The sequence below is a fragment of the Crocosphaera chwakensis CCY0110 genome (assembly GCF_000169335.1).
GTDB lineage: Bacteria > Cyanobacteriota > Cyanobacteriia > Cyanobacteriales > Microcystaceae > Crocosphaera > Crocosphaera chwakensis.
This window is the reverse complement of the sequence record NZ_AAXW01000051.1, coordinates 13,080-32,072: the sequence shown is the minus strand read 5'-3', so window position 1 is coordinate 32,072 and position 18,993 is coordinate 13,080. Positions and strand designations below refer to the sequence as shown.

Genomic DNA, 18,993 nt, shown 5'->3' with positions numbered 1-18,993 from the left:
TTTTCATCATAAATTGGTGAGCAGAAATTTCAAGAGGGATCTTCTGTTCATTATGACGAATTTCGATATCCGAAACCTTAGGTTCTTCTCCTCGTAAAGCTCGCTGAATCGGTAATTGCTCAAGGGGATATTTTTTGCCAGTATGTAAACAGTAGGGCTGATAAGTTGTTAATAACTCATCATAAGTCATATTATTTAAAATATTTTCCCCAAACATTTGTTGAGCTATATTGTTGGCATAATAAGGATATTTATTTTGAGCATTAATAATAAAAATACCCACAGGAATAGCTGCTAAAAATTGGGTTAACTGCTTTTCATTATTTCGTAAAGCCTCTTCAACTGCTTTACGTTTTTCAATCTCTTGTTTTAATTTATTTAAAGATTTTTCTTGTGCTTTTTTGGCTGCTTTTTCTTGATTTAAAGCCGTTTTAATTTGTTTAACATGATTTAAAGTTTTACTTGTAGTGATTTCCAAATCTTGAAAATCAATAGGCTTAGTTAAAAAATCAAAAGCACCGCAATTCATGGCTGATCTAATATTATCAAGATCCCCATAGGCAGAAATAACAATTGCTTTAATAATTGGATCAATTTCTTGGATTTTAGTTAATAAAGTCAGTCCATCCATTTCAGGCATATAAATATCAGTCAAAACGATATCGATACTACCATGGACTTGGATGTATTCTAGGGCTTCTCGTCCATTATGAGCAAATACGAAATCAAGTTCTTTTTGTCTTATTTTTTTTCTGAATTTTTGTCTGATGAGTCGCTCTAAATCTAACTCATCATCAACAACTAAAATTTTAGGGATTTCCATATAACTCAGATTTTAGTTAAATTAATTCATTAATTTTTTCTTTAAGATGTTCAAATTTAATGGGTTTAGTAAGATAATCATCTGCTCCACATTGTATGGCTGTTTGATAGTTATAATCATCTCCATAAGCAGTAATCATAAATACTTTGATATCTGGATAACTGTCTTTAATAATTTTCAGCAACTCTAACCCATTCATTCCTGGCATATTAATATCAGCTAAAATAAGAATTAAATGGTTCTCTTGGTTATCTAAACAATTTAAAGCATCTTCAGCAGAAAAAACAAAAGAAAATTCTACCTTTTTTTGTCGAATTTCTTTTCTAAACTTTTGTTTAAACAAGAGGGTAATGTCTTGTTCATCATCGACAACCATTATATTCATGAAAACGATACCTTAGAATTTTTCTGATTCATCAAACATCTTTTCCTAACATCCCACGCTTCAGTCCTAAAGAAAATTAATGAGTCGTTTATTTATTAACTCATCATAGTGAACTTCTAGGAAAAAATTGTCCATATATAATTGTTCCTATTTTAGCAGTGTATTCTCTCAAAGCTTCCTTATTTCTCATTTATTTAGTTTAGTTCACCCAAAGTTCTCAGACCCTGGTAGGATGAATTTTGACAGCTACTATAAAAATATAATTAAGATGACACATACAGATGGCATTGCCCCTCACGGCGGTCAATTAATTAATCGTATTGCGACCACTGCAGAAAAAGAGGAATTTTTAGCCCAAGCCGATAAATTACCAAGAATTACCCTAGATAAACGGGCTACTTCTGATCTGGTTATGATTGCCATTGGTGGGTTTAGTCCTCTCAAAGGCTTTATGGAAAAGGCAGACTACGAAACTGTTGTCGAAGAAATGCACCTAAGTAATGGGGTTCCTTGGTCTATTCCTGTTACCCTATCGGTGAGTGAAGAAGTTGCCGACTCTCTCAAAGAAGGTAACTGGGTACGACTAGACGATCCCAACGGTAACTTCATAGGAGTGCTAGAACTGACCCAAAAGTACCACTATAATAAAACCCACGAAGCTGTCAACGTTTACAAAACTGATGAAAGCAAACACCCAGGGGTTAAAGTTATTTACGATCAAGGGGCTGTTAATTTAGCTGGACCGGTTTGGTTATTACAACGGGATGAACACCCATTATTCCCAAAATATCAAATTGATCCGGCCGAGTCTCGCAAATTATTCAAAGAAAGAGGTTGGTCTACTGTCGTTGGGTTTCAAACCCGTAACCCCATCCACCGCGCCCATGAGTATATTCAAAAATGCGCCCTAGAAGTAGTAGACGGACTCTTCTTACATCCCCTCGTCGGTGCTACCAAAAGCGACGATATTCCGGCTGATGTACGGATGCGTTGTTATGAAATTATGATGGATAATTATTTTCCCCAAGATAGGGTAATTCTCGCCATCAACCCCTCCGCCATGCGTTATGCAGGCCCAAGAGAAGCTATCTTTCATGCTATCGTTCGTAAAAATTATGGCTGTACCCATTTTATTGTCGGACGGGATCACGCCGGGGTTGGGGACTATTACGGAACCTATGATGCTCAACATATTTTTGACGAATTCGATCCCGACGCATTAGGTATCGTGCCAATGAAATTTGAACACGCTTTCTACTGTAAGCGAACTGGACAAATGGCCACCACCAAAACCAGTCCCAGTAGTAAAGAAGAACGAATTCACCTATCAGGAACCAAAGTCAGAGAAATGCTAAGACGGGGAGAAATGCCACCCCCTCAGTTTTCTCGTCCAGAAGTTGCAGCCGAATTAATTAAAGCCATGCAAAATTAATTATTGTTTTGCTCCTGGGTGTGGGGTGTGGTAATTCTTGACAGAAAGATTATAGATTGATCCCTACCCCCTACACCCTTTTCAACAGAGACCGAAGACGAGAAACCTCTACCCACCCACTCTATTGTTGTCATGGTTATGATTCTTCGATATACTCCCTGTAAGCAACAAATTTGTAATAGAATAAATGAAGCCTATACATCTTAGCGCGAGTATAATAGCGGTATCTTCCCAAGAGAGCAAACAGAAACCATGAAATGGGATCGGCGGACTTTTTTACAGACCTTACTCACCTGGGGGGTCACTCAAGAAAGCCTGACATGGCTAAATTCAAACCAGCAACTACAAAAATATTATCAAACCCTAGCAGAACCAACCCATCGTAAACTGGCCTTGTTGGTGGGAATTAACGATTATGGACAGGGATATAGCCTGAAAGGTTGTGTCACGGACGTTGAACGACAAAAAGATTTACTGATTCACCGTTTTAAGTTTAATCCCCAAGATGTCTTAACTTTGACCGATAAAGAAGCAACCCGTCAAGGGATCGAAACGGCGTTCTTAGAACATTTAATTAAACAAGCTAAAGCAGGGGATGTGGTTATCTTTCACTTTAGCGGTTATGGGAATTACGTTAATATCCCCCCTGATATTGTCCCCACTATTACCAAAGGTCAATTACCAGGGATTATTGCTAAAGATGGCATCACAAAAACTCAAGGAAATCCTAGCACGGATAATATTCTCGAAGATACCTTACGGTTATTGGGGCGATCGCTTTCTACAGATAAAGTAACCATGATTCTTGATACGAGTTATCACAGTATTGGTCAAACGGTTCAAGGAAATCTCAGGGTGCGATCGTTTCCTTATCCCACTGATAATATAGAACGAGACGAATTTACCTTCCAAGCAGAACTGAAACAGAAACTTCCCAAAAGCAAAGCAGGAAGCAGCGCCGGCATCATTCTCACGGCCGCTCGCTCTGGACAACTGGCAACAGAAATTAAAGGGAATGGGTTTAGTGCAGGACTCTTTACCTATGCTCTCACACAACATCTATGGTCAAGTGTTCCTGCAAGTCGCCTAAATATAACCCTAAATAAAACCACAGAACAAATACTTCCCATCATGGGAGGAAAACAAGAACCTCAACAAGAAAATAGTCCTTCTCAACCTCTGTTTACCTATTATCTGCTGCCTCCTATATCTCAAGGCTCAGAAGCCTTTATTAGTAGTTTGGAAGATGCAGAGAAAGCTAACATCACCTTGACCGGTTTTCCAGCAAATATTGTCCGATATTACGGCCTTGATTCCATTTTTTATCCCCTGAATGACCAATCGTCATCAACTCCCTTACAATTGCGTTCTTGCAACGGACTAACAGGTAAAGTTCGTCAACTCTCTTCAGACCAAGATTCCAACAAACCGTTAGCCGTCGGACAATTATTACAAGAATCGCTTCGTTGTTTACCCCGTAGTATCGGTTTAACCGTTGCTTTAGACCCCAAATTACAACGAATTGAACGAGTGGATGCCACCAGTGCTTTTTCAGCGATTGATATTGTCTCTGATGTTATGACCGAAGGAGAACAACCCATTGATTGCATTTTAGGGTTGCGTTCCTCTTTTTCAACTCCCTCCTCTCAAGTTCAAGAAAGAGAGAGTTACTCTCTCTTTCTTCCAGGAGGAGTAGAACTTCCCAACACCATTGGTAAATCAGGAGAAGCTATTAAATCAGCGATTGAACGATTACGTCCTACCCTAGAGAAACTTCTAGCCATGAAATTATGGGGACTAACTCTGAATGAGGGCTCGTCTCAAGTGCCTTGGCGCGTCATACTCGAAGGACTTGATCCTAAATCCTATGCTATTGCTCAAAGACAAACCGCCCGAACCAATAGCAAAACGATACAACAACAAACCAAAGATAATAAAAATGTACCCCTAGAGCCTAACCTTGCAGGGTTACCAAAAGTACCCCGAGGAACTCGGTTACGTTATCGGTTAGAAAATTTAGGAGAAAAACCCCTTTATTATCTGGTATTAGGCATTAACAGCAGTGGCAAAGCGATCGCTTATGTTCCTCCCTACGAAGAAGACATAGAACCCAGTGAGGATGAACAACGGTTTATTGAACCAGGAATGAAAGGTTTTGTCCCCGCCACCTCTACTGGACTAACCTGGACAACCTCAAGTACCAAAGGATGGGAACATACTCTGGCGATCGCAGCCATCGCCCCGTTTGAGAAAACCTTAGAAGCCTTGAAAAAAATCTCCGAGTTTAAAACCGATAAAGATCAAATTCTCACTCTCCAAAATCCCCTAGTGGTGGCTAAAGCACTGCTACAAGACTTAGAAACGGCCAGTAGCCAAACCAATACCCTACTTGAAGCTAATCCTGATACCTACATCCTCGATGTGAAAGCTTGGTCAACCTTAAGCTTTGTTTATCAAGTGATTTAATGACCAATTCTTGCACCCCGTCAAATTTTAGCTTGCTTTATCAAAGGTGCAAGATATGGCTATAAGCTCCTGTCTTTTTCAACTTCGGTCGAGGATAGAGACAATAGTAGACTTAACGGTTCCCCCTTGTCTTTTAAGCTAAAATGGGGGTTGACGGTCGGCTATCAAGAACTTAACAATTTCTCTGTCAGATCCGCTCACCTCACTTTAAAGATTAAGTTGTATGAATAATTTGCCTCAAACCACGCAACATCGGCTTCAACGAATTCCTCAAATTCCCAGTGTTTGGGAAGGCGATCGCCGTTCTGTAGCAGGTCTTAGAGGTAGAATTCCCGGCAACCCAGAACAAGAAGAATGTATCATCTGGGTTGATGGTTCTCAAGGGGTGGTTAGAGCAATGGATGTGACCCCTTCCGATGCTGGACCAGAAGCCGTAGTCAGAACCCTACTCAGAGCGATCGAAACCCCTCACAGTCCAGCCCAACCAGCCCGACCGCAAAAAATTGTCGTACGGAATCGAGAATTACAATTTTTCCTGCGAGGAGCGTTACAAAGTTTAGACATCTCCATTGATTATGCCCCAGATTTACCCTTAATTGATCAATTGTTTCGTAGTTTTGAAGCCGTTGAAGATACTCGTCCTCCTGCTCTACCCGTTGATTATGAACCATTGTTAATCCAAACCGCTCACGAGGTAGCCGAGGCTGCACCGTGGGATATTCTGGCTGATTACGATATTATTTCTGTTGAATTTAATCGTTGGGGAATTGATACCCTTTATTGTTGCGCCATGGGAATGTCGGGAGATGAATATGGTCTTCTATTGTATCGTTCCTTAGAGTCTCTTAAACAGTTTCGTCAAGCTGCTCTAGAGGAAACATCAAGTCATCTTCTTGAACAAGCTTTTTTAGCTCAAGACTGTTGGTTTTTAAATTTTGAATTTACTGAAGATTTAGACGAATATGACGATGATTTCGATGAAGAAGATGAAGATACTGAGGGAGAATTAACCTTACCTCGATATGGTAGTATCCATCCCTATGAAGGGATTCGTCCTTTTCTCGATGAAGAAGAAGCGAAAATTGTTTATTATGCAATACAAGCTTTCTTACGGTTCTTTGAACGTAATAAAATATCGTTAACCGACGAAATTATCGATAAAATTCAAAAATATCATCGTTTTACCGATATGTCAGAAAAGGGTGAACCTAAGATGATTAATTTAAAAGTCTCGACCCTCCCTGAACTGACAGCAGAATTATTAGAGGGATTAGAAAGGGAAGAAGATGAAGAAAATAAAGTTAAGTTTCCTTTGGGCGATGACTTAATTCCTGATAATTCTTTTCTAAGTTTAGGGGTTATTCCTTGGAGTACCCTAGAACAATTACAACATAACCCAAAAACCTATTATCCTTCCCATCAAGCTATTCCTAAAGGGGAGGGAATGCCAGTGGTTGTGGTTCAAACCTCTCGACCCAAAGCTAAACAAATGATTCAAACTCTCCAAGAAGCAGGAAATCTGCAAGGGGTTTGTTTTAATCCAGGAGAAGACCCCTGGGAAGAATTAATGTACGATTTAGGACTTTTACAAACTGGAGATAATTCTCTGTTTATTTTTGGGGAATTTATGCAAGATGACCCAGAACATCAACAAGCTCGAAAAAAATGGGATCAACGGTGTCAGCAAACAGGGGGATACTGCGGTTTAGTGGTGGCTATGGGAGTAACAGGGGGGTCTAGGGGTAATCCAACCTTAAAAGATATGTTAGCCGTCTTTGAAGCCCAATATCTTGAACCTAAAGCCCTGGCTATGGGGATCTTACAATTGATGCCTGAATCAGAATTTGATTAATTCTACAGAAAATAGTTGTCTATTTCCCTGTTTAATAAAGTTATGAATTATCTATTAAGCCTTCAACAAGCTGTTACCTGGAGCTTTAAAAAACGAGAGGAAAAACCCCCTTCTGATAAGTTAGTTCTTGCCTTAGTGGCTGCTGAAAAATTGAGCCGTCAAACCAAACCTTCTTATACTCCCCAACAATTAAAAGGAACCTGGCGACTTTGCTTTATTACAGGAACAAAACAAGTTCAAAATCAAGCCGGGGTCGTTTTACGTTCCGGACGTTATTTACCCCGTTGGGCTAATGTTGAATTAACTTATAATCCAGCAACTTCGTCTGAACCAGAAACAATTGAAAACTCTATCAAATTAGGTGCAATTAATCTAACTTTAACAGGCCCTGCTAAATTTTTATCTCCGAAAAATATTCTTGCTTTTGACTTTACTCAGATGTCTATCGCCCTAGGTAATTTTAATATCTATCAAGGCACGATTCGTGGGGGACAAGACAGTGAAAAAAAATTTTACGAAGAAAAGCTCAAAAAACAAGCCTTTTTTACTTACTTTTTAATAGAAGATAATTTAATCGCTGCACGGGGAAGAGGCGGTGGTTTAGCCCTCTGGGGAAGATAATTAACTTATTTTTGGGCAACAGTATCGGTCTTTTGAAATAAGTTTTCTCTGATTCCTAGTCAAAAGTGCATAAAAATGTCAGACTAATCTAAATACTTTGTTAATATTATTGACATAAGCAATCCGACGGAGAAACACTATTATTATGACTCAATCGACCAAATCTACTGTTATTTCCCCTTCCATCCTTTCGGCGGATTTTAGCCGTTTAGGCGCAGAAATTGAGGCAGTGGATAAAGCGGGCGCAGACTGGATTCATGTTGATGTCATGGACGGTCGCTTTGTTCCTAACATCACCATCGGCCCATTAATTGTTGATGCTATTCGTCCCTATACTAAGAAACCTCTCGATGTTCATTTAATGATCGTTGAGCCTGAAAAATATGTAGCTGACTTTGCTAAAGCAGGGGCTGATATTATCTCCGTTCATGCAGAACATAACGCTTCCCCCCACTTACATCGTACTCTAGGTCAAATTCGCGAATTAGGAAAACAAGCAGGGGTTGTTCTCAATCCTTCTACTCCTTTGGACTTAATTGAATATGTCTTAGAATTATGTGATTTAGTCTTGATTATGAGTGTTAACCCCGGTTTCGGGGGTCAAAGCTTTATTCCTGAAATGGTGGGTAAAATTCGCAAATTACGTCAAATGTGTGACGAAAAAGGACTTGATCCTTGGATTGAAGTAGATGGTGGTCTTAAGCCAGGCAATACTTGGCAGGTGTTAGAAGCAGGAGCGAATGCGATCGTAGCTGGTTCTGCCGTCTTTAAAGCTGATGATTATGCAGAAGCTATCGAAGGAATTCGTAACAGCAAGCGTCCTCAACCTGAGTTAGCCACTGTCTAATTTTTTTAGGGTAAAAAGCGATCAATAGCGATCGCTTTTTTCAGATGATCATTGATAACAGCAAAACAGCAAAGTGGATTTCAACAGTTGTTAGGGCCTATCTTACTGATTTAGGAAAAAGTCATTTGAGACGGATTGAGATATTGATAACTCAGATCAGAATCTTGCCAAACTTTACCATCTAAGGCCATTTGTTCAATCAAACTGGCTAATCGTAACGCTTTTAAAGCCTGAGTTCCGCCAACAGAAGGCTGATCCCCTCCTCTAACACAATGAACAAAATGTTCTAATTCGGCGTGTAGGGGTTCTATTTTGGTGGTATGAACTTTTTCAATTAATCCATCTTGGCGGTATAAAACCTGTCCGTAGTCGGTACTATAGTTAGCTGTTGTTTGTCGGTGAATTAAAATATCGTTGTTAAGAAAATCCGCTTCAGTTAAACAGTTTTTACAATGGGCTGCTAAACGACGAATTTTCCGATGCGTTACTTTACTCGCTGTTAGGGTGGCAACAATGCCATTAGCAAACCCTAAAGTGGCTGTTACGTAATCAAGATGACCCGAATTAGAGGCGCAACTACCACTGGCGGTGAGTTTGACCACAGGAGATCCTACTAATTCCAAAAGTAAATCAATGTCATGGATCATTAAATCCAAGACGACAGAAACATCATTTGCCCGTTGAGAATATGGACTCATGCGATGGGCTTCTAGGGCTAGAACCTCTTCTGTTTTTAAGACTTTACTCAGTTCTTGGAAAGCAGGGTTAAACCGTTCAATATGACCTACTTGGAGAATACCATGAGAACTAGCAGCAGCATTAACTAAAGATTCTGCTTCGGCAATACTAGCAGCGATAGGCTTCTCAATCAGAGTGTGAACCCCTGCCCGTAAACAATCCATACCCACAGAATGATGCAAGCGAGTAGGAACAGCAATACACACTGCATCCACATGGGGCAGAAGATCCTGATAATTCTCAAAAAAACGGACTCGATATTTACTGGCAATATCGATACCCCGTTCAACATTAACATCAGACACGCCGACTAATTCTACGTCTTTCAATAAACTAAGAATTCGGCTATGATGTTGTCCCATGTTACCCACTCCGATCACACCGATACGAATGGGATCAAAAAGACTTCTCTGAGATGTTAGGGGTTGTTGTGTATCTGACATTTTCTAGGTCGCTCCTGTAAACTCCTCCACCAACTTTGATTGTCTCGCCTCTGCATAAGTTAGTTATTGAGTCAATCACCCAAGATGTTAACACAGTTTGTCATAATGTAAAGAAATAGATAGGATTAAAGACCGAAAACGAAGTCGTCTCTCTCTCCTCATATTATTTGTCTCTTTTGGCAGAGTCGAAAAAAGATAATATTTTGCTATCTAAATAGTAAAGATCACTAAATATTTGTAATGCAAAATAAATTAAATTCTCCTAACCTTCCTGACAGGGCTAAATTTGCAAGTGTTTTACGCCTTTTAAGTCAAATCAGTTACTGGATTCATCTAATTCTGGGTGCAACTTCAGCCCTAATTTTGGGATTAATTTTATTTAGTCGTAAACTAGGCACACCTGCTAATAATACAGCCATTAGTATCAGTATTTTTTTGACAATTGCTAGCTTGGTAGCTGTGGGAATTAGAATCTTCTTTGCTTGGCGTTATAATCGTATAGCGAAGCAACTGAAATCAGCTACTCCTATACAACCTAATCGATTAGAGATCGTCAATTTATTACGTATTGCTCTAATAATTAGTTTAACAGGACTAATTTTGGCATTTTTGGCTTCAGAAACGACGGTAGTAAGTATAATTGCTCAAGCGATTGCTCAACCCCAGGGTCCTAGAGTCTACGGACAACAGCAGGCAATTGAAACAGCAGATTTGTTTTTGGATTTTGTAAATGTCACTATTTTAGGCGCACACGCATTGGGAACGATAAATTCTTTAGGATTGCTCAACTGGATTACACGAGAGTGAACGACTAAACTATAAAAAATAATATTTATCATCACTTAGCAGTGACAAAGATGCCAACATTGTTGAGCGATCGCCCAATCTTCTTCGGTATGAATCACTAGAATTCTCACGGATGAGTCTTCTGTGGCAATATCTTCATCAATAGGAGAGGATTGGTTTTTAGTATTATCTAATTTTAATCCTAAAAATTCAAAGGATTCACAGGCTTTTTCTCGTACTAATACTGCATTTTCCCCGACTCCGGCAGTAAAAATTAAAGCGTCTAATCCGCCTAAAACTGCTAACATCGAACCAATATGCGATCGCAAACGATGAATATACATATCAAAGGCTAATTGAGCGCGAAAATTATTCTCTTCTATGCCTTTTACAATTGCTCTCACATCAGCAGAAATTCCTGACACGCCTTTTAAGCCTGATTCTTTATTTAATAGGGTATTTAATTCATCTGGGGTTAAGGAATATTCTTCCATTAAATAAATTAAAATAGCTGGATCGATTGAACCGCTACGGGTTCCCATCATTAACCCTTCTAAGGGCGTAAATCCCATGGTTGTGTCGATACTGTTACCGTCTTTAATGGCGGTTAAAGAGCAGCCATTACCGAGATGACAGTTAATTAATTTTAAGGAAGATAAGGGCTGATTTAAAATTTTGGCTGCACGATTGGCACAATATTCATGACTAATCCCATGAAATCCATAGCGACGAATTCCTTTTTCTAACCATTCAAAAGGTAAGGGATAAGCTGCATTTTCTAAGGGAATGGTCTGATGAAAGGCTGTATCAAACATGGCGACTTGAGGCACATCTGCTAAGACTTTTTCAATGGCTTCTATTCCTTCAATATGACCAGGATTATGATTAGGAGCTAACGGAATTAATTCACTAATTTTTGCTTTGACTTCGGGTGTTATTTTCGTCGCTTCAGAATAGTTTTTTCCACCATGAACCACTCGATGACCCACAACATTAATATCACTTAAGTTGTCAATAACTTTGGTTTCACCTTGGGTTAATGTCTCCAGCATTTTAGGAATTGCTTGTGCTTTATTGTCCTTATTTAAGGTGATGGTTTGTTTAATTTTGTTGGCTTTTACTGTTAAAATACCTTCATTGTTTGACACTGTCCAATCAATATTCCCTGTCCAAATCGGTTCAGGGGAATACTTGGGCAGACTGTTTCCTTCTATACTATATAGACAACTTTTTTGACTGCTTGATCCTGCATTGAGTACCAAAATTTTCATGATCTTTTCTGAATAAAATCATGTTTTTATCATACCTCGAAAATTAATTATTGAAGACGCGCCCTGGAGGACTTGAACCCCCGACATCAGGTTTTGGAGACCTGCGTTCTACCAACTGAACTAAGAGCGCATGATAGGAGCGATAGTTAAGGACTATGCTCTAAGCCTTAACTATTATAGCGCAGTTTGATCCTTTTTTTGTGGGTTATGTGCGCTATTGGTGAAGTCATTTTAAACAGGACGATCAAAACGCTGACGAATTCTGGTAGCTTTACCAACTCGTTTGCGTAGATAGTATAATTTTGCTCGACGTACTTTACCACGACGAATGACTTTAATATCAGCCACCCGCGGAGAATGAAGAAGAAATACCCTTTCTACTCCTACCCCTTGGAAGACTTTGCGAACGGTAATCGTTTCGTTAATTCCACCATTTCGCATGGCAATAATGGTGCCTTCATAAGGCTGAACCCGTTCTTTTCCACCTTCTCGAATACGAACCCCGACCCGAACGGTATCACCAACGTGGATGGTGGGTAAGTCTTTCTTGAGATATTCCGATTCTATATCTTTTATTATCGCTTGGGCATTCATGGCTTTTGCAAAAACTCACAATTTCTTATTGTAGCTTGATTGTTAATACAAATCAAGTCTTTAAAATTCAATGCCTGCTTGGGCTTTAATCCCTTGTTCTTTGAAAGGATGTTTAATTAATTTCATTTCTGTAACAAGATCAGCGATTTCTATTACTTCAACAGGCGCACCTCTTCCGGTTAGGATAACATGGGTTTGTTCTGGTTTAGTTTTTAGGGCTTTGACCACACTTTCAGCCTTTAAATAGCCTAATTTTAAAGCCACATTTACCTCATCGAGTAATACTAATTGGTACTCCGAATTATTGATAAAAGAAACGGCTGTTTCCCAAGCTTTTTGGGCGTTTAAAATATCTCTTTCTCGGTCTTGTGTTTCCCAGGTAAATCCTTCTCCCATCGCTAAAAAGTCTAGCTGGTTTTCCCATTGACTTAAAACAGCTTTTTCGGCTGGTTCCCAGGCACCTTTAATAAACTGAATAATAGCTACTCGAAACCCATGACCTAGCGATCGCATTACCATTCCTAATGCTGCTGTGGTTTTCCCTTTACCGTTACCAGTATTAACAATAATTAGACCTTTTTCTTTTGATGCTTCTGCAAGACGTTTTTCTTGAATTTCTTTACGTCGTTGCATTTTCTGTTGATATTGTTCTGATGAAAGATTAGTATCAGTGGTCATTTTAATATGCCAATAAAAATATCAATTTTGCTTTAGTTATTAATAAACTCAAGTTTATCAGATTACCAAAAACTTTGAATAGAGTAATCCAATTTTTGTAACATTTCCCGTAATAATGGCAAACTTAACCCGATTACATTACTATGACAGCCTTCTATTTTTTCAATCAATACACTTCCTTTTCCTTCTAAGGCAAAACTACCAGCACATTTAAGCGGTTCTCCTGTTTTAACATAAGCTTCGATAGTGTGATCATCGATATCAGCAAAATACACTTTTGTAACACCACAAGATAGTAAAGTTTTTTGCTTTTTTCCATCTAAAAGGGCATGACCCGTGTATAAAGTTCCGTGATTATTTCTCATAATTTGCCAACGAGCGATCGCCTGTTCTGGGGAGTCTGGTTTGCCATAAATTTGCCCATCAATAGCCAAGACAGAATCGCACCCTAATACTAAACAATCTTGATAATTTTGAGCGACAATTTCTGCTTTACATTGTGCTAAAATCTGGACTAATTTAAGGGGATTTGTTTCTGTAATTTGAGATTCATCAAAATTACTCGAACAAACCATAGGATTAATGCCTACAGTTTTAAGAAGTTTTAGACGGGCAGTAGAAGCAGACGCAAGAACAAAAGGCGGAGATTGTTTCATTGTTTAGTAATTTTTAGATCAAAAAAATAAAAGATATGTAAGGATTCAGGTCTAGAAGTTAGGAATTAGGGAAGGAAACAAACAATTCGGATGACCGACTTTGGCTATTAATGACTTCTCGAAAAAATCAATCACCGAACGTTCTTGACGACGACAAGTTTGAATAACCGTCAATAAGTTAGCTGTTTGTTTAAATCGTTCCATGCTTCTTGAACCCCCACTAACTTTCCGTTTCGTGATGGCTAATCTTAAGGATCTTTCAGCAAGATTATTATCAGGGGGGATCTCTGGATGCTCCAGAAAATACCACCATTGCTCTGCCTTTTGCCGAAGGTTTCGCAAAAGTTTTCCGGCTTCATAACCGGCTTTAGGCTTCCATTCTTCTGTGGCTATCTTTATCTTATCTTTGAATTGTCTTGCCCAAACTTGATAACCATGCCTATTCTTATCGTTTTGCCAAATACGATAATGACGGAAAGCTTCATCAATTAATTTGAGAAAAGTTTGACCGATGGTTTTGTTATATTGACCTGGAGTTTTTATTAATCGCTGAAAGTGACGGCGTAAATGTGCCAAACATTTCTGTTGAGCAACAACAGTATAACCATTGTAAACTCCCAAATCATCACTACTTAAAACACCACCATATTCATGGCCTAACTGATCTTCTAATTCCTTACGCCCCCTAGTATCAGCAGCCCGAAACAGGCAGAAAAGTTGATTGGTAAATACCCACAACCATTCTTTGACTCCCTTCACTGGCCAGGGTGTTTCATCAACATGAATTGGGGGTTGTTCTACTTTGACCCACTTGGATAATTGTTCAACCGACGGATTAATGGCTGTTTCTACTCGTTGATTGGTGGCTACGATGGTCCCCATACCTATCTCAATTTGCCCTAACTCCCACAACATCTCTTGTTGCTTTTCATAAGGTAGATGTCCATAATTCCCTAACCATCCCAGAAAAGCTTGTAACTTCACTCCTAAATCTTGTCCTGGGACGGTCTTGGGCGACCAATTCGCTTTGGTCACTTCACCACAATGCCCACAGCGACAATGATGACGATGATATTCTACTACCTCAATGGGTTTATCTACCAGTTGTGCTACCTGCTGAGAATCAACTTTCACTGGTTCTATTAATAATTCTGTTTGACCACAGTGACTACATATTGATGGTGCAAGATTTGAATTCTGTCAATTCTCCCAAAGCCTTTCCTTGTTTTTCCCTTATGTCCAGGTTGTCCCCCTGGTTTTCTTTTCTTATCCTTATCGTCTTCAGTTGTTTTAGCCTTCTCAGACTTTTTCAATAAGTCTGTTGATGGGGGTTTTGATGAGGTTTGGCTATCTAAATTACGACTGAGCTTTAATTTTTCTATTTCTTTTTGTAGCTGCTCGATAAGTTTCTGTTGAGCCAAGATAATTTGTACCAACCCAGATTTTGACAGTTGGTTTAATTCGTCTGGATTTAACTGTACTCCTGGTTCAGTTTGACTCATACCGTTACTTTAGCGCAGTCAGCCTGTTTGTCAATATTTGCCACCTGAATCCTTACAAAGATATTGTTAAACGTTTAATCCTCTGTAAGCACTTTAGATACACAATCATTTAACAACATCTCTATCTTGATTATATCTTTGTTCTAATATAATTAATAGACTGAAAAAGAATTCACTGAAGTTTCAAACAAATCTTTAACTTTATCCCAACGTTTTTGTATGGTAGATAAATTAAAGGTAAAAAGTTTACCACGACTTACGGCAATACTAGCCAAATTATGACGTTGAGCCTGATTAGGTAAGGTTACTTCGTATTCTAAATTATAATAAGTTTTTCCTTCTACTTCTCTTGACTCAGCATTAATTAAATCAACTTTACGGTCATTGTCTTCATTATTATTCATTTGTTTTAATAAATAATATCCCACTTCTGTTGGGGTTCCTAATTCGGATAAAGTTTTTTCTTTATCCACATCACTAACAATGACGCTTAAGTTTTCACTAGGTTCGATGATATCGCGAAAAATGACATCTACCCCTTGAGACGACTGCTTAACATCGACCCCAACCCAACCATTAGGATACAGGAATTGATACCCATCACCGGCATCGACATAACTTTGTAAACCACCTAACCCGATAGAGCAACTAAATAGAATTAAACTGATTATTGCAAGGATAACGATTCTTAGAGACTTAAACATAAACTTTGCCTGACTTTAGCGGTTCTATTGTCTCATTGCAGTGGGAATCTTGTCATCTTTAAATATTAACCATAGAAAAAGATAAAGTGATGTTCAAACATAAACTCGCTATAGTCGGCTAAATTTGTCTATTTCCCCTGTTTTCATCGCTGTGGCGCGATTATAGATTCTAGGAAATGTCTAACGCAGAAAATTGAGAGAAAATATTTAACCTTGAAAACAAGAATTAAGAAATTTTAAAACAAAAGGTTTTATAATTTAGATTTTGATACAATATCACAAACTCAAAATACTTATTAATGGAATATTTATGAAAATTTCCCATTTTTTGAGACCATTCGGGCATCGTGTAACTTTTGCTTTAGCTGCAGTAACCTTTAGTCTTTTCGGGGGCGGTTTAACTACTCTTGCCCAAGACAAACTAACAATTTCAGTACCAGAATTTAAAAATCAAAGCACGTGGTGGTGGTGGCGACAGGGAACATCCCGCGAGTTAGCTGATGCTCTGATCAATGAATTAACATCAACTGGTAATTTCACGGTAGTAGAACGACAAAAACTCGATGAAGTTCTTTCAGAACAAGAACTGGCCGAATTGGGTTTAGTTCGGCCAGAAACGGCTCCTGAAACCGCTAATCTGACAGGGGCTAAATATATTGTTCTTGGTCAAGTAACCTCCTATGAAGAAGGCGTTTCTCAGGAGTCTTCTGGAGGGAGAGTGGGTGGATTTAATATCGGCCCTATTAATTTAGGTAGTAGTAGCGGTCGTACCACTAAAGAACAAGCTTATGTAGCGATTGATTTACGTGTTGTTGACACTACCACTGCTGAAGTGGTTTATACTCGTACTGTTGAAGGACGGGCAACCAACGAAGCGAAAAGTATGTCCAGTGGTTTCAGCATATTGGGTCTTGGTATGAGTGGTGACCAACAAAGTAGCAATAAAGCTCCTGTCGGTCAAGCACTTAGGGCTGCTTTAATTGAAATTACAGATTATCTCAATTGTGTCATGGTTGAGCAAGGCAGTTGTTTAGCTGAGTTTGAGGCCAAAGAAGAGCGTCGTCGTGATAACACACGAGGAGTTCTAGAACTTAATTAAATCGCACATAGTGAATCAATAAATCAGACTAAATACCAGGTTAATCCCATTTGGTTTTAGCAGAAGAAGGCTGTTCCTGATTTTTAACTGTTTAAAATTCGTTTTTTAAGACGGCGATCGCTTAAAATACAATGCGATCGCTTTATTATTTAAAAAAAAGTAGCTTTCATGATAATACTTTAATAAATGCTGTGCTTGACTGAATCGGAAAAAATGATATTTAATTAAGATTAATTAATAGGTAGGACTCTCTTCATAACCCATCATTTGTAATTGGTATAAACTATGATATAAACCTTTTTCTCTAAGTAATTGTTGATGAGTTCCTGATTCAATAATCTGACCTTCTTTTAAGACAAAAATTTTATCTACATCCCGAATAGTTGATAAGCGGTGAGCAATAATAACGGCTGTTCTATTAATTAATAGTTTCTGTAACGCTTCTTGAATTAAAGCTTCAGTTTGCACATCTAAACTTGCTGTTGCTTCGTCCAAAACTAGAATATGAGGGTTACGAATAGCCACTCTAGCAAAAGCTAATAATTGTTTTTGACCCCCTGATAAATTAGTTCCTCTTTCTCGTAATTGAGTATGATACCCTTGGGGTAATTCTTCTATTAAATGATGAACATTGGTTAATTTAGCTGCTTTGTGTACCTCTTCTAAGGAGTAATCTTCCCCTAAAGTAATATTACGTTTTACATCTCCTGCAAACAAAAAACTTTCTTGCAAAATCATTCCGACATATTGTCTTAATTCTTTCTTAGAAATATCTCTAATATCAACTCCATCGATTAAAATGTTTCCTTTTGTGGGTTCATATAAACGAGAAAGAAGACGAATAATTGAACTTTTTCCTGCACCAGTTGGACCAACTAAGGCCACTTTTTCCCCAGGTGAAATAGTAAAGTTTAAGTCCTTAAGAACAAACTCATCGGGTTTATAACCAAACCAAACATGATCAAAACAAATTTCTCCAATTTTATCTTGATATTTTCTACTGTCTAAAAATTTAATATTTTTATCACTTTCTTTGATTTCTATTGGTTCTTTCATTAACTCTGTAATACGTTCGATAGCGGTAAAACCTGCCTGAAACATAGTAAATTTATCCGCAAATTGACGTAAAGGGTTAAAGAGACGTTGAGCATATAAAATAAAGGCTGATAAGGTTCCGAAGGTAATGGTATCATCAATAATAAAAATACCACCCAACCAAAGAACTGACGCGATCGCCACTAAACTAATCCATTCTAAGGTAGCAGAAACGGCTGAATCATGAAAAATTGTTTTATTTGTTGCCTGACGATAATCACTATTAACCGCCCGAAATAATTCACTATTAAACTGTTCTCTTCTAAATAATTGAACCACATTAATTCCTGCTAAATTTTCTTGTAACATGGAATTGAGTTCTGATAGTTTTTCCCTTGCTTTATAATTAGCTTTGCGATATTGTCGTTGAAAATATACGATTAATATGGTAATAGGAAACATCATTAATACCAACATCAAGGCCAATTTTGCTTGAACCGTAAACATGGTAACAATAATAAATAGAATATAAATCGTATCGCTAACCACACCAATCGCACCACTAGCAAACACATCTCCTAATGCTTCAACATCACTGGTTAAACGAGTAATTAAACGTCCAACAGGGGTTCGATTAAAAAAACTGGTTCCTAAGGAAGTGACATGAGTAAATAAATCGTTTCGTATGGCTGCTGTAATATTTTGTCCTAATTTTTGAACAATAAATCCTTGAGTAGAGGTACAAAGTAAACGAATAATAATAGTAATTAATAATGTGATAATAAGAATTTGTAATCCTTTTTCTAGGGAAAATTGTTCTAAAAAGCTCCAAGTTTGTTCTTGGCGCAATAAAGACACCGCTTGTCCAATAATTAGAGGTTGTATTGCCCCAGCGATGGATAACGGCAATAATAAGGAGACAGAGAGCAATAATAAACGAGGATAACGACGTAAATAGGGTATTAGCTTGAGAATTAATCGGCGATCGCTAGTTCGTAAATGCTTGACAGATTCTTTAAAGTGTGAATCGGGAGAAGTTGCCATAGAGTAAGGGAAATGTT

At 38.3% G+C, this 18,993-nt stretch carries 16 protein-coding genes, 1 tRNA gene and 1 pseudogene; 7 read left to right on the top strand and 11 right to left on the bottom strand.

Going from position 1 to position 18,993, the window contains the following annotated elements; translation table 11 throughout:
• Nucleotides 1–823 (bottom strand): response regulator (locus tag CY0110_RS21720; protein ID WP_008277717.1); only part of this gene is annotated, 823 nt, incomplete at its 3' end.
• Between the two features lie 16 nt (nt 824–839).
• Nucleotides 840–1,208 carry a response regulator gene (locus CY0110_RS21715; protein WP_035800294.1) on the bottom strand — a complete coding sequence of 123 codons (369 nt, stop codon included), beginning with the start codon at nt 1,206–1,208 and terminating at the stop codon, nt 840–842.
• 268 nt (nt 1,209–1,476) lie between these two features.
• Here CY0110_RS21715 and sat point away from each other — a divergent pair, with 268 nt between their 5' ends.
• The 5 genes from sat (at nt 1,477) to rpe (ending at nt 8,426) form a co-directional block, all read left to right on the top strand.
• Complete coding sequence (sat, locus tag CY0110_RS21710) at nt 1,477–2,640, top strand: sulfate adenylyltransferase (protein WP_008277715.1); 1,164 nt, start codon at nt 1,477–1,479, stop codon at nt 2,638–2,640.
• Nucleotides 2,641–2,892: 252 nt separating this feature from the next.
• Nucleotides 2,893–5,106: a caspase family protein gene (locus tag CY0110_RS21705; protein ID WP_008277714.1), complete on the top strand. Its 2,214-nt coding sequence runs from the start codon at nt 2,893–2,895 to the stop codon at nt 5,104–5,106.
• A gap of 223 nt (nt 5,107–5,329) precedes the next feature.
• On the top strand, nt 5,330–6,958 hold the full coding sequence (locus CY0110_RS21700) for a DUF6930 domain-containing protein (RefSeq protein WP_008277713.1): 1,629 nt from the start codon (nt 5,330–5,332) through the stop codon (nt 6,956–6,958).
• A gap of 42 nt (nt 6,959–7,000) precedes the next feature.
• A complete protein-coding gene (locus CY0110_RS21695) occupies nt 7,001–7,579 on the top strand; it encodes a hypothetical protein (protein ID WP_008277712.1) in 579 nt (192 codons plus the stop codon).
• 145 nt (nt 7,580–7,724) lie between these two features.
• The gene (gene rpe / locus CY0110_RS21690; protein WP_008277711.1) at nt 7,725–8,426 is read left to right on the top strand and encodes a ribulose-phosphate 3-epimerase; all 702 of its coding nucleotides are present in this window, start codon (nt 7,725–7,727) and stop codon (nt 8,424–8,426) included.
• A 110-nt stretch (nt 8,427–8,536) separates the two neighbouring features.
• Here the strand turns inward: rpe and CY0110_RS21685 are convergent, their stop codons facing one another.
• Entirely contained in the window at nt 8,537–9,607 is a 1,071-nt protein-coding gene (locus tag CY0110_RS21685) for a Gfo/Idh/MocA family protein (protein ID WP_008277710.1), read from the bottom strand.
• Nucleotides 9,608–9,847: 240 nt separating this feature from the next.
• On the opposite strand from CY0110_RS21685, the gene CY0110_RS21680 reads away from it, so the two are divergent.
• Nucleotides 9,848–10,414 (top strand): DUF3611 family protein, encoded by a 567-nt coding sequence (locus tag CY0110_RS21680; RefSeq protein WP_008277709.1) that lies wholly within the window; start codon nt 9,848–9,850, stop codon nt 10,412–10,414.
• A 35-nt stretch (nt 10,415–10,449) separates the two neighbouring features.
• Here the strand turns inward: CY0110_RS21680 and CY0110_RS21675 are convergent, their stop codons facing one another.
• From CY0110_RS21675 to psbP, 7 genes and pseudogenes are all read right to left on the bottom strand, one after another.
• On the bottom strand, nt 10,450–11,664 hold the full coding sequence (locus tag CY0110_RS21675; RefSeq protein ID WP_008277708.1) for an acetate kinase: 1,215 nt from the start codon (nt 11,662–11,664) through the stop codon (nt 10,450–10,452).
• Between the two features lie 57 nt (nt 11,665–11,721).
• Nucleotides 11,722–11,794: transfer RNA gene (locus CY0110_RS21670), tRNA-Trp, on the bottom strand.
• Nucleotides 11,795–11,895: 101 nt separating this feature from the next.
• Nucleotides 11,896–12,258, bottom strand: a complete 363-nt coding sequence (gene rplS / locus CY0110_RS21665) for a 50S ribosomal protein L19 (protein WP_008277707.1) — start codon at nt 12,256–12,258, stop codon at nt 11,896–11,898.
• A gap of 60 nt (nt 12,259–12,318) precedes the next feature.
• On the bottom strand, nt 12,319–12,936 hold the full coding sequence (gene cobO, locus CY0110_RS21660) for a cob(I)yrinic acid a,c-diamide adenosyltransferase (protein ID WP_008277706.1): 618 nt from the start codon (nt 12,934–12,936) through the stop codon (nt 12,319–12,321).
• 62 nt (nt 12,937–12,998) lie between these two features.
• A complete protein-coding gene (locus tag CY0110_RS21655) occupies nt 12,999–13,592 on the bottom strand; it encodes a Maf family protein (RefSeq protein ID WP_008277705.1) in 594 nt (197 codons plus the stop codon).
• Nucleotides 13,593–13,643: 51 nt separating this feature from the next.
• Nucleotides 13,644–15,094, bottom strand: a pseudogene (locus CY0110_RS21650) (IS66-like element ISCysp3 family transposase).
• A gap of 152 nt (nt 15,095–15,246) precedes the next feature.
• Entirely contained in the window at nt 15,247–15,798 is a 552-nt protein-coding gene (gene psbP / locus CY0110_RS21645) for a photosystem II reaction center PsbP (RefSeq protein ID WP_008277702.1), read from the bottom strand.
• Between the two features lie 310 nt (nt 15,799–16,108).
• On the opposite strand from psbP, the gene CY0110_RS21640 reads away from it, so the two are divergent.
• Complete coding sequence (locus tag CY0110_RS21640) at nt 16,109–16,897, top strand: CsgG/HfaB family protein (RefSeq protein ID WP_008277701.1); 789 nt, start codon at nt 16,109–16,111, stop codon at nt 16,895–16,897.
• Between the two features lie 234 nt (nt 16,898–17,131).
• Here the strand turns inward: CY0110_RS21640 and CY0110_RS21635 are convergent, their stop codons facing one another.
• The gene (locus CY0110_RS21635) at nt 17,132–18,976 is read right to left on the bottom strand and encodes an ABC transporter ATP-binding protein (RefSeq protein ID WP_008277700.1); all 1,845 of its coding nucleotides are present in this window, start codon (nt 18,974–18,976) and stop codon (nt 17,132–17,134) included.
• Nucleotides 18,977–18,993 lie beyond the last annotated feature (17 nt).

Coding starts and splice junctions, on each gene's coding strand:
- CY0110_RS21655 (WP_008277705.1), bottom strand. CDS start 13,592: ATGAAACAATCTCCGCCTTTTGTTCTTGCGTCTGCTTCTACTGCCCGT.
- rpe (WP_008277711.1), top strand. CDS start 7,725: ATGACTCAATCGACCAAATCTACTGTTATTTCCCCTTCCATCCTTTCG.
- sat (WP_008277715.1), top strand. CDS start 1,477: ATGACACATACAGATGGCATTGCCCCTCACGGCGGTCAATTAATTAAT.
- CY0110_RS21685 (WP_008277710.1), bottom strand. CDS start 9,607: ATGTCAGATACACAACAACCCCTAACATCTCAGAGAAGTCTTTTTGAT.
- CY0110_RS21695 (WP_008277712.1), top strand. CDS start 7,001: ATGAATTATCTATTAAGCCTTCAACAAGCTGTTACCTGGAGCTTTAAA.
- CY0110_RS21675 (WP_008277708.1), bottom strand. CDS start 11,664: ATGAAAATTTTGGTACTCAATGCAGGATCAAGCAGTCAAAAAAGTTGT.
- CY0110_RS21700 (WP_008277713.1), top strand. CDS start 5,330: ATGAATAATTTGCCTCAAACCACGCAACATCGGCTTCAACGAATTCCT.
- CY0110_RS21640 (WP_008277701.1), top strand. CDS start 16,109: ATGAAAATTTCCCATTTTTTGAGACCATTCGGGCATCGTGTAACTTTT.
- rplS (WP_008277707.1), bottom strand. CDS start 12,258: ATGAATGCCCAAGCGATAATAAAAGATATAGAATCGGAATATCTCAAG.
- cobO (WP_008277706.1), bottom strand. CDS start 12,936: ATGACCACTGATACTAATCTTTCATCAGAACAATATCAACAGAAAATG.
- psbP (WP_008277702.1), bottom strand. CDS start 15,798: ATGTTTAAGTCTCTAAGAATCGTTATCCTTGCAATAATCAGTTTAATT.
- CY0110_RS21715 (WP_035800294.1), bottom strand. CDS start 1,208: ATGAATATAATGGTTGTCGATGATGAACAAGACATTACCCTCTTGTTT.
- CY0110_RS21680 (WP_008277709.1), top strand. CDS start 9,848: ATGCAAAATAAATTAAATTCTCCTAACCTTCCTGACAGGGCTAAATTT.
- CY0110_RS21635 (WP_008277700.1), bottom strand. CDS start 18,976: ATGGCAACTTCTCCCGATTCACACTTTAAAGAATCTGTCAAGCATTTA.
- CY0110_RS21705 (WP_008277714.1), top strand. CDS start 2,893: ATGAAATGGGATCGGCGGACTTTTTTACAGACCTTACTCACCTGGGGG.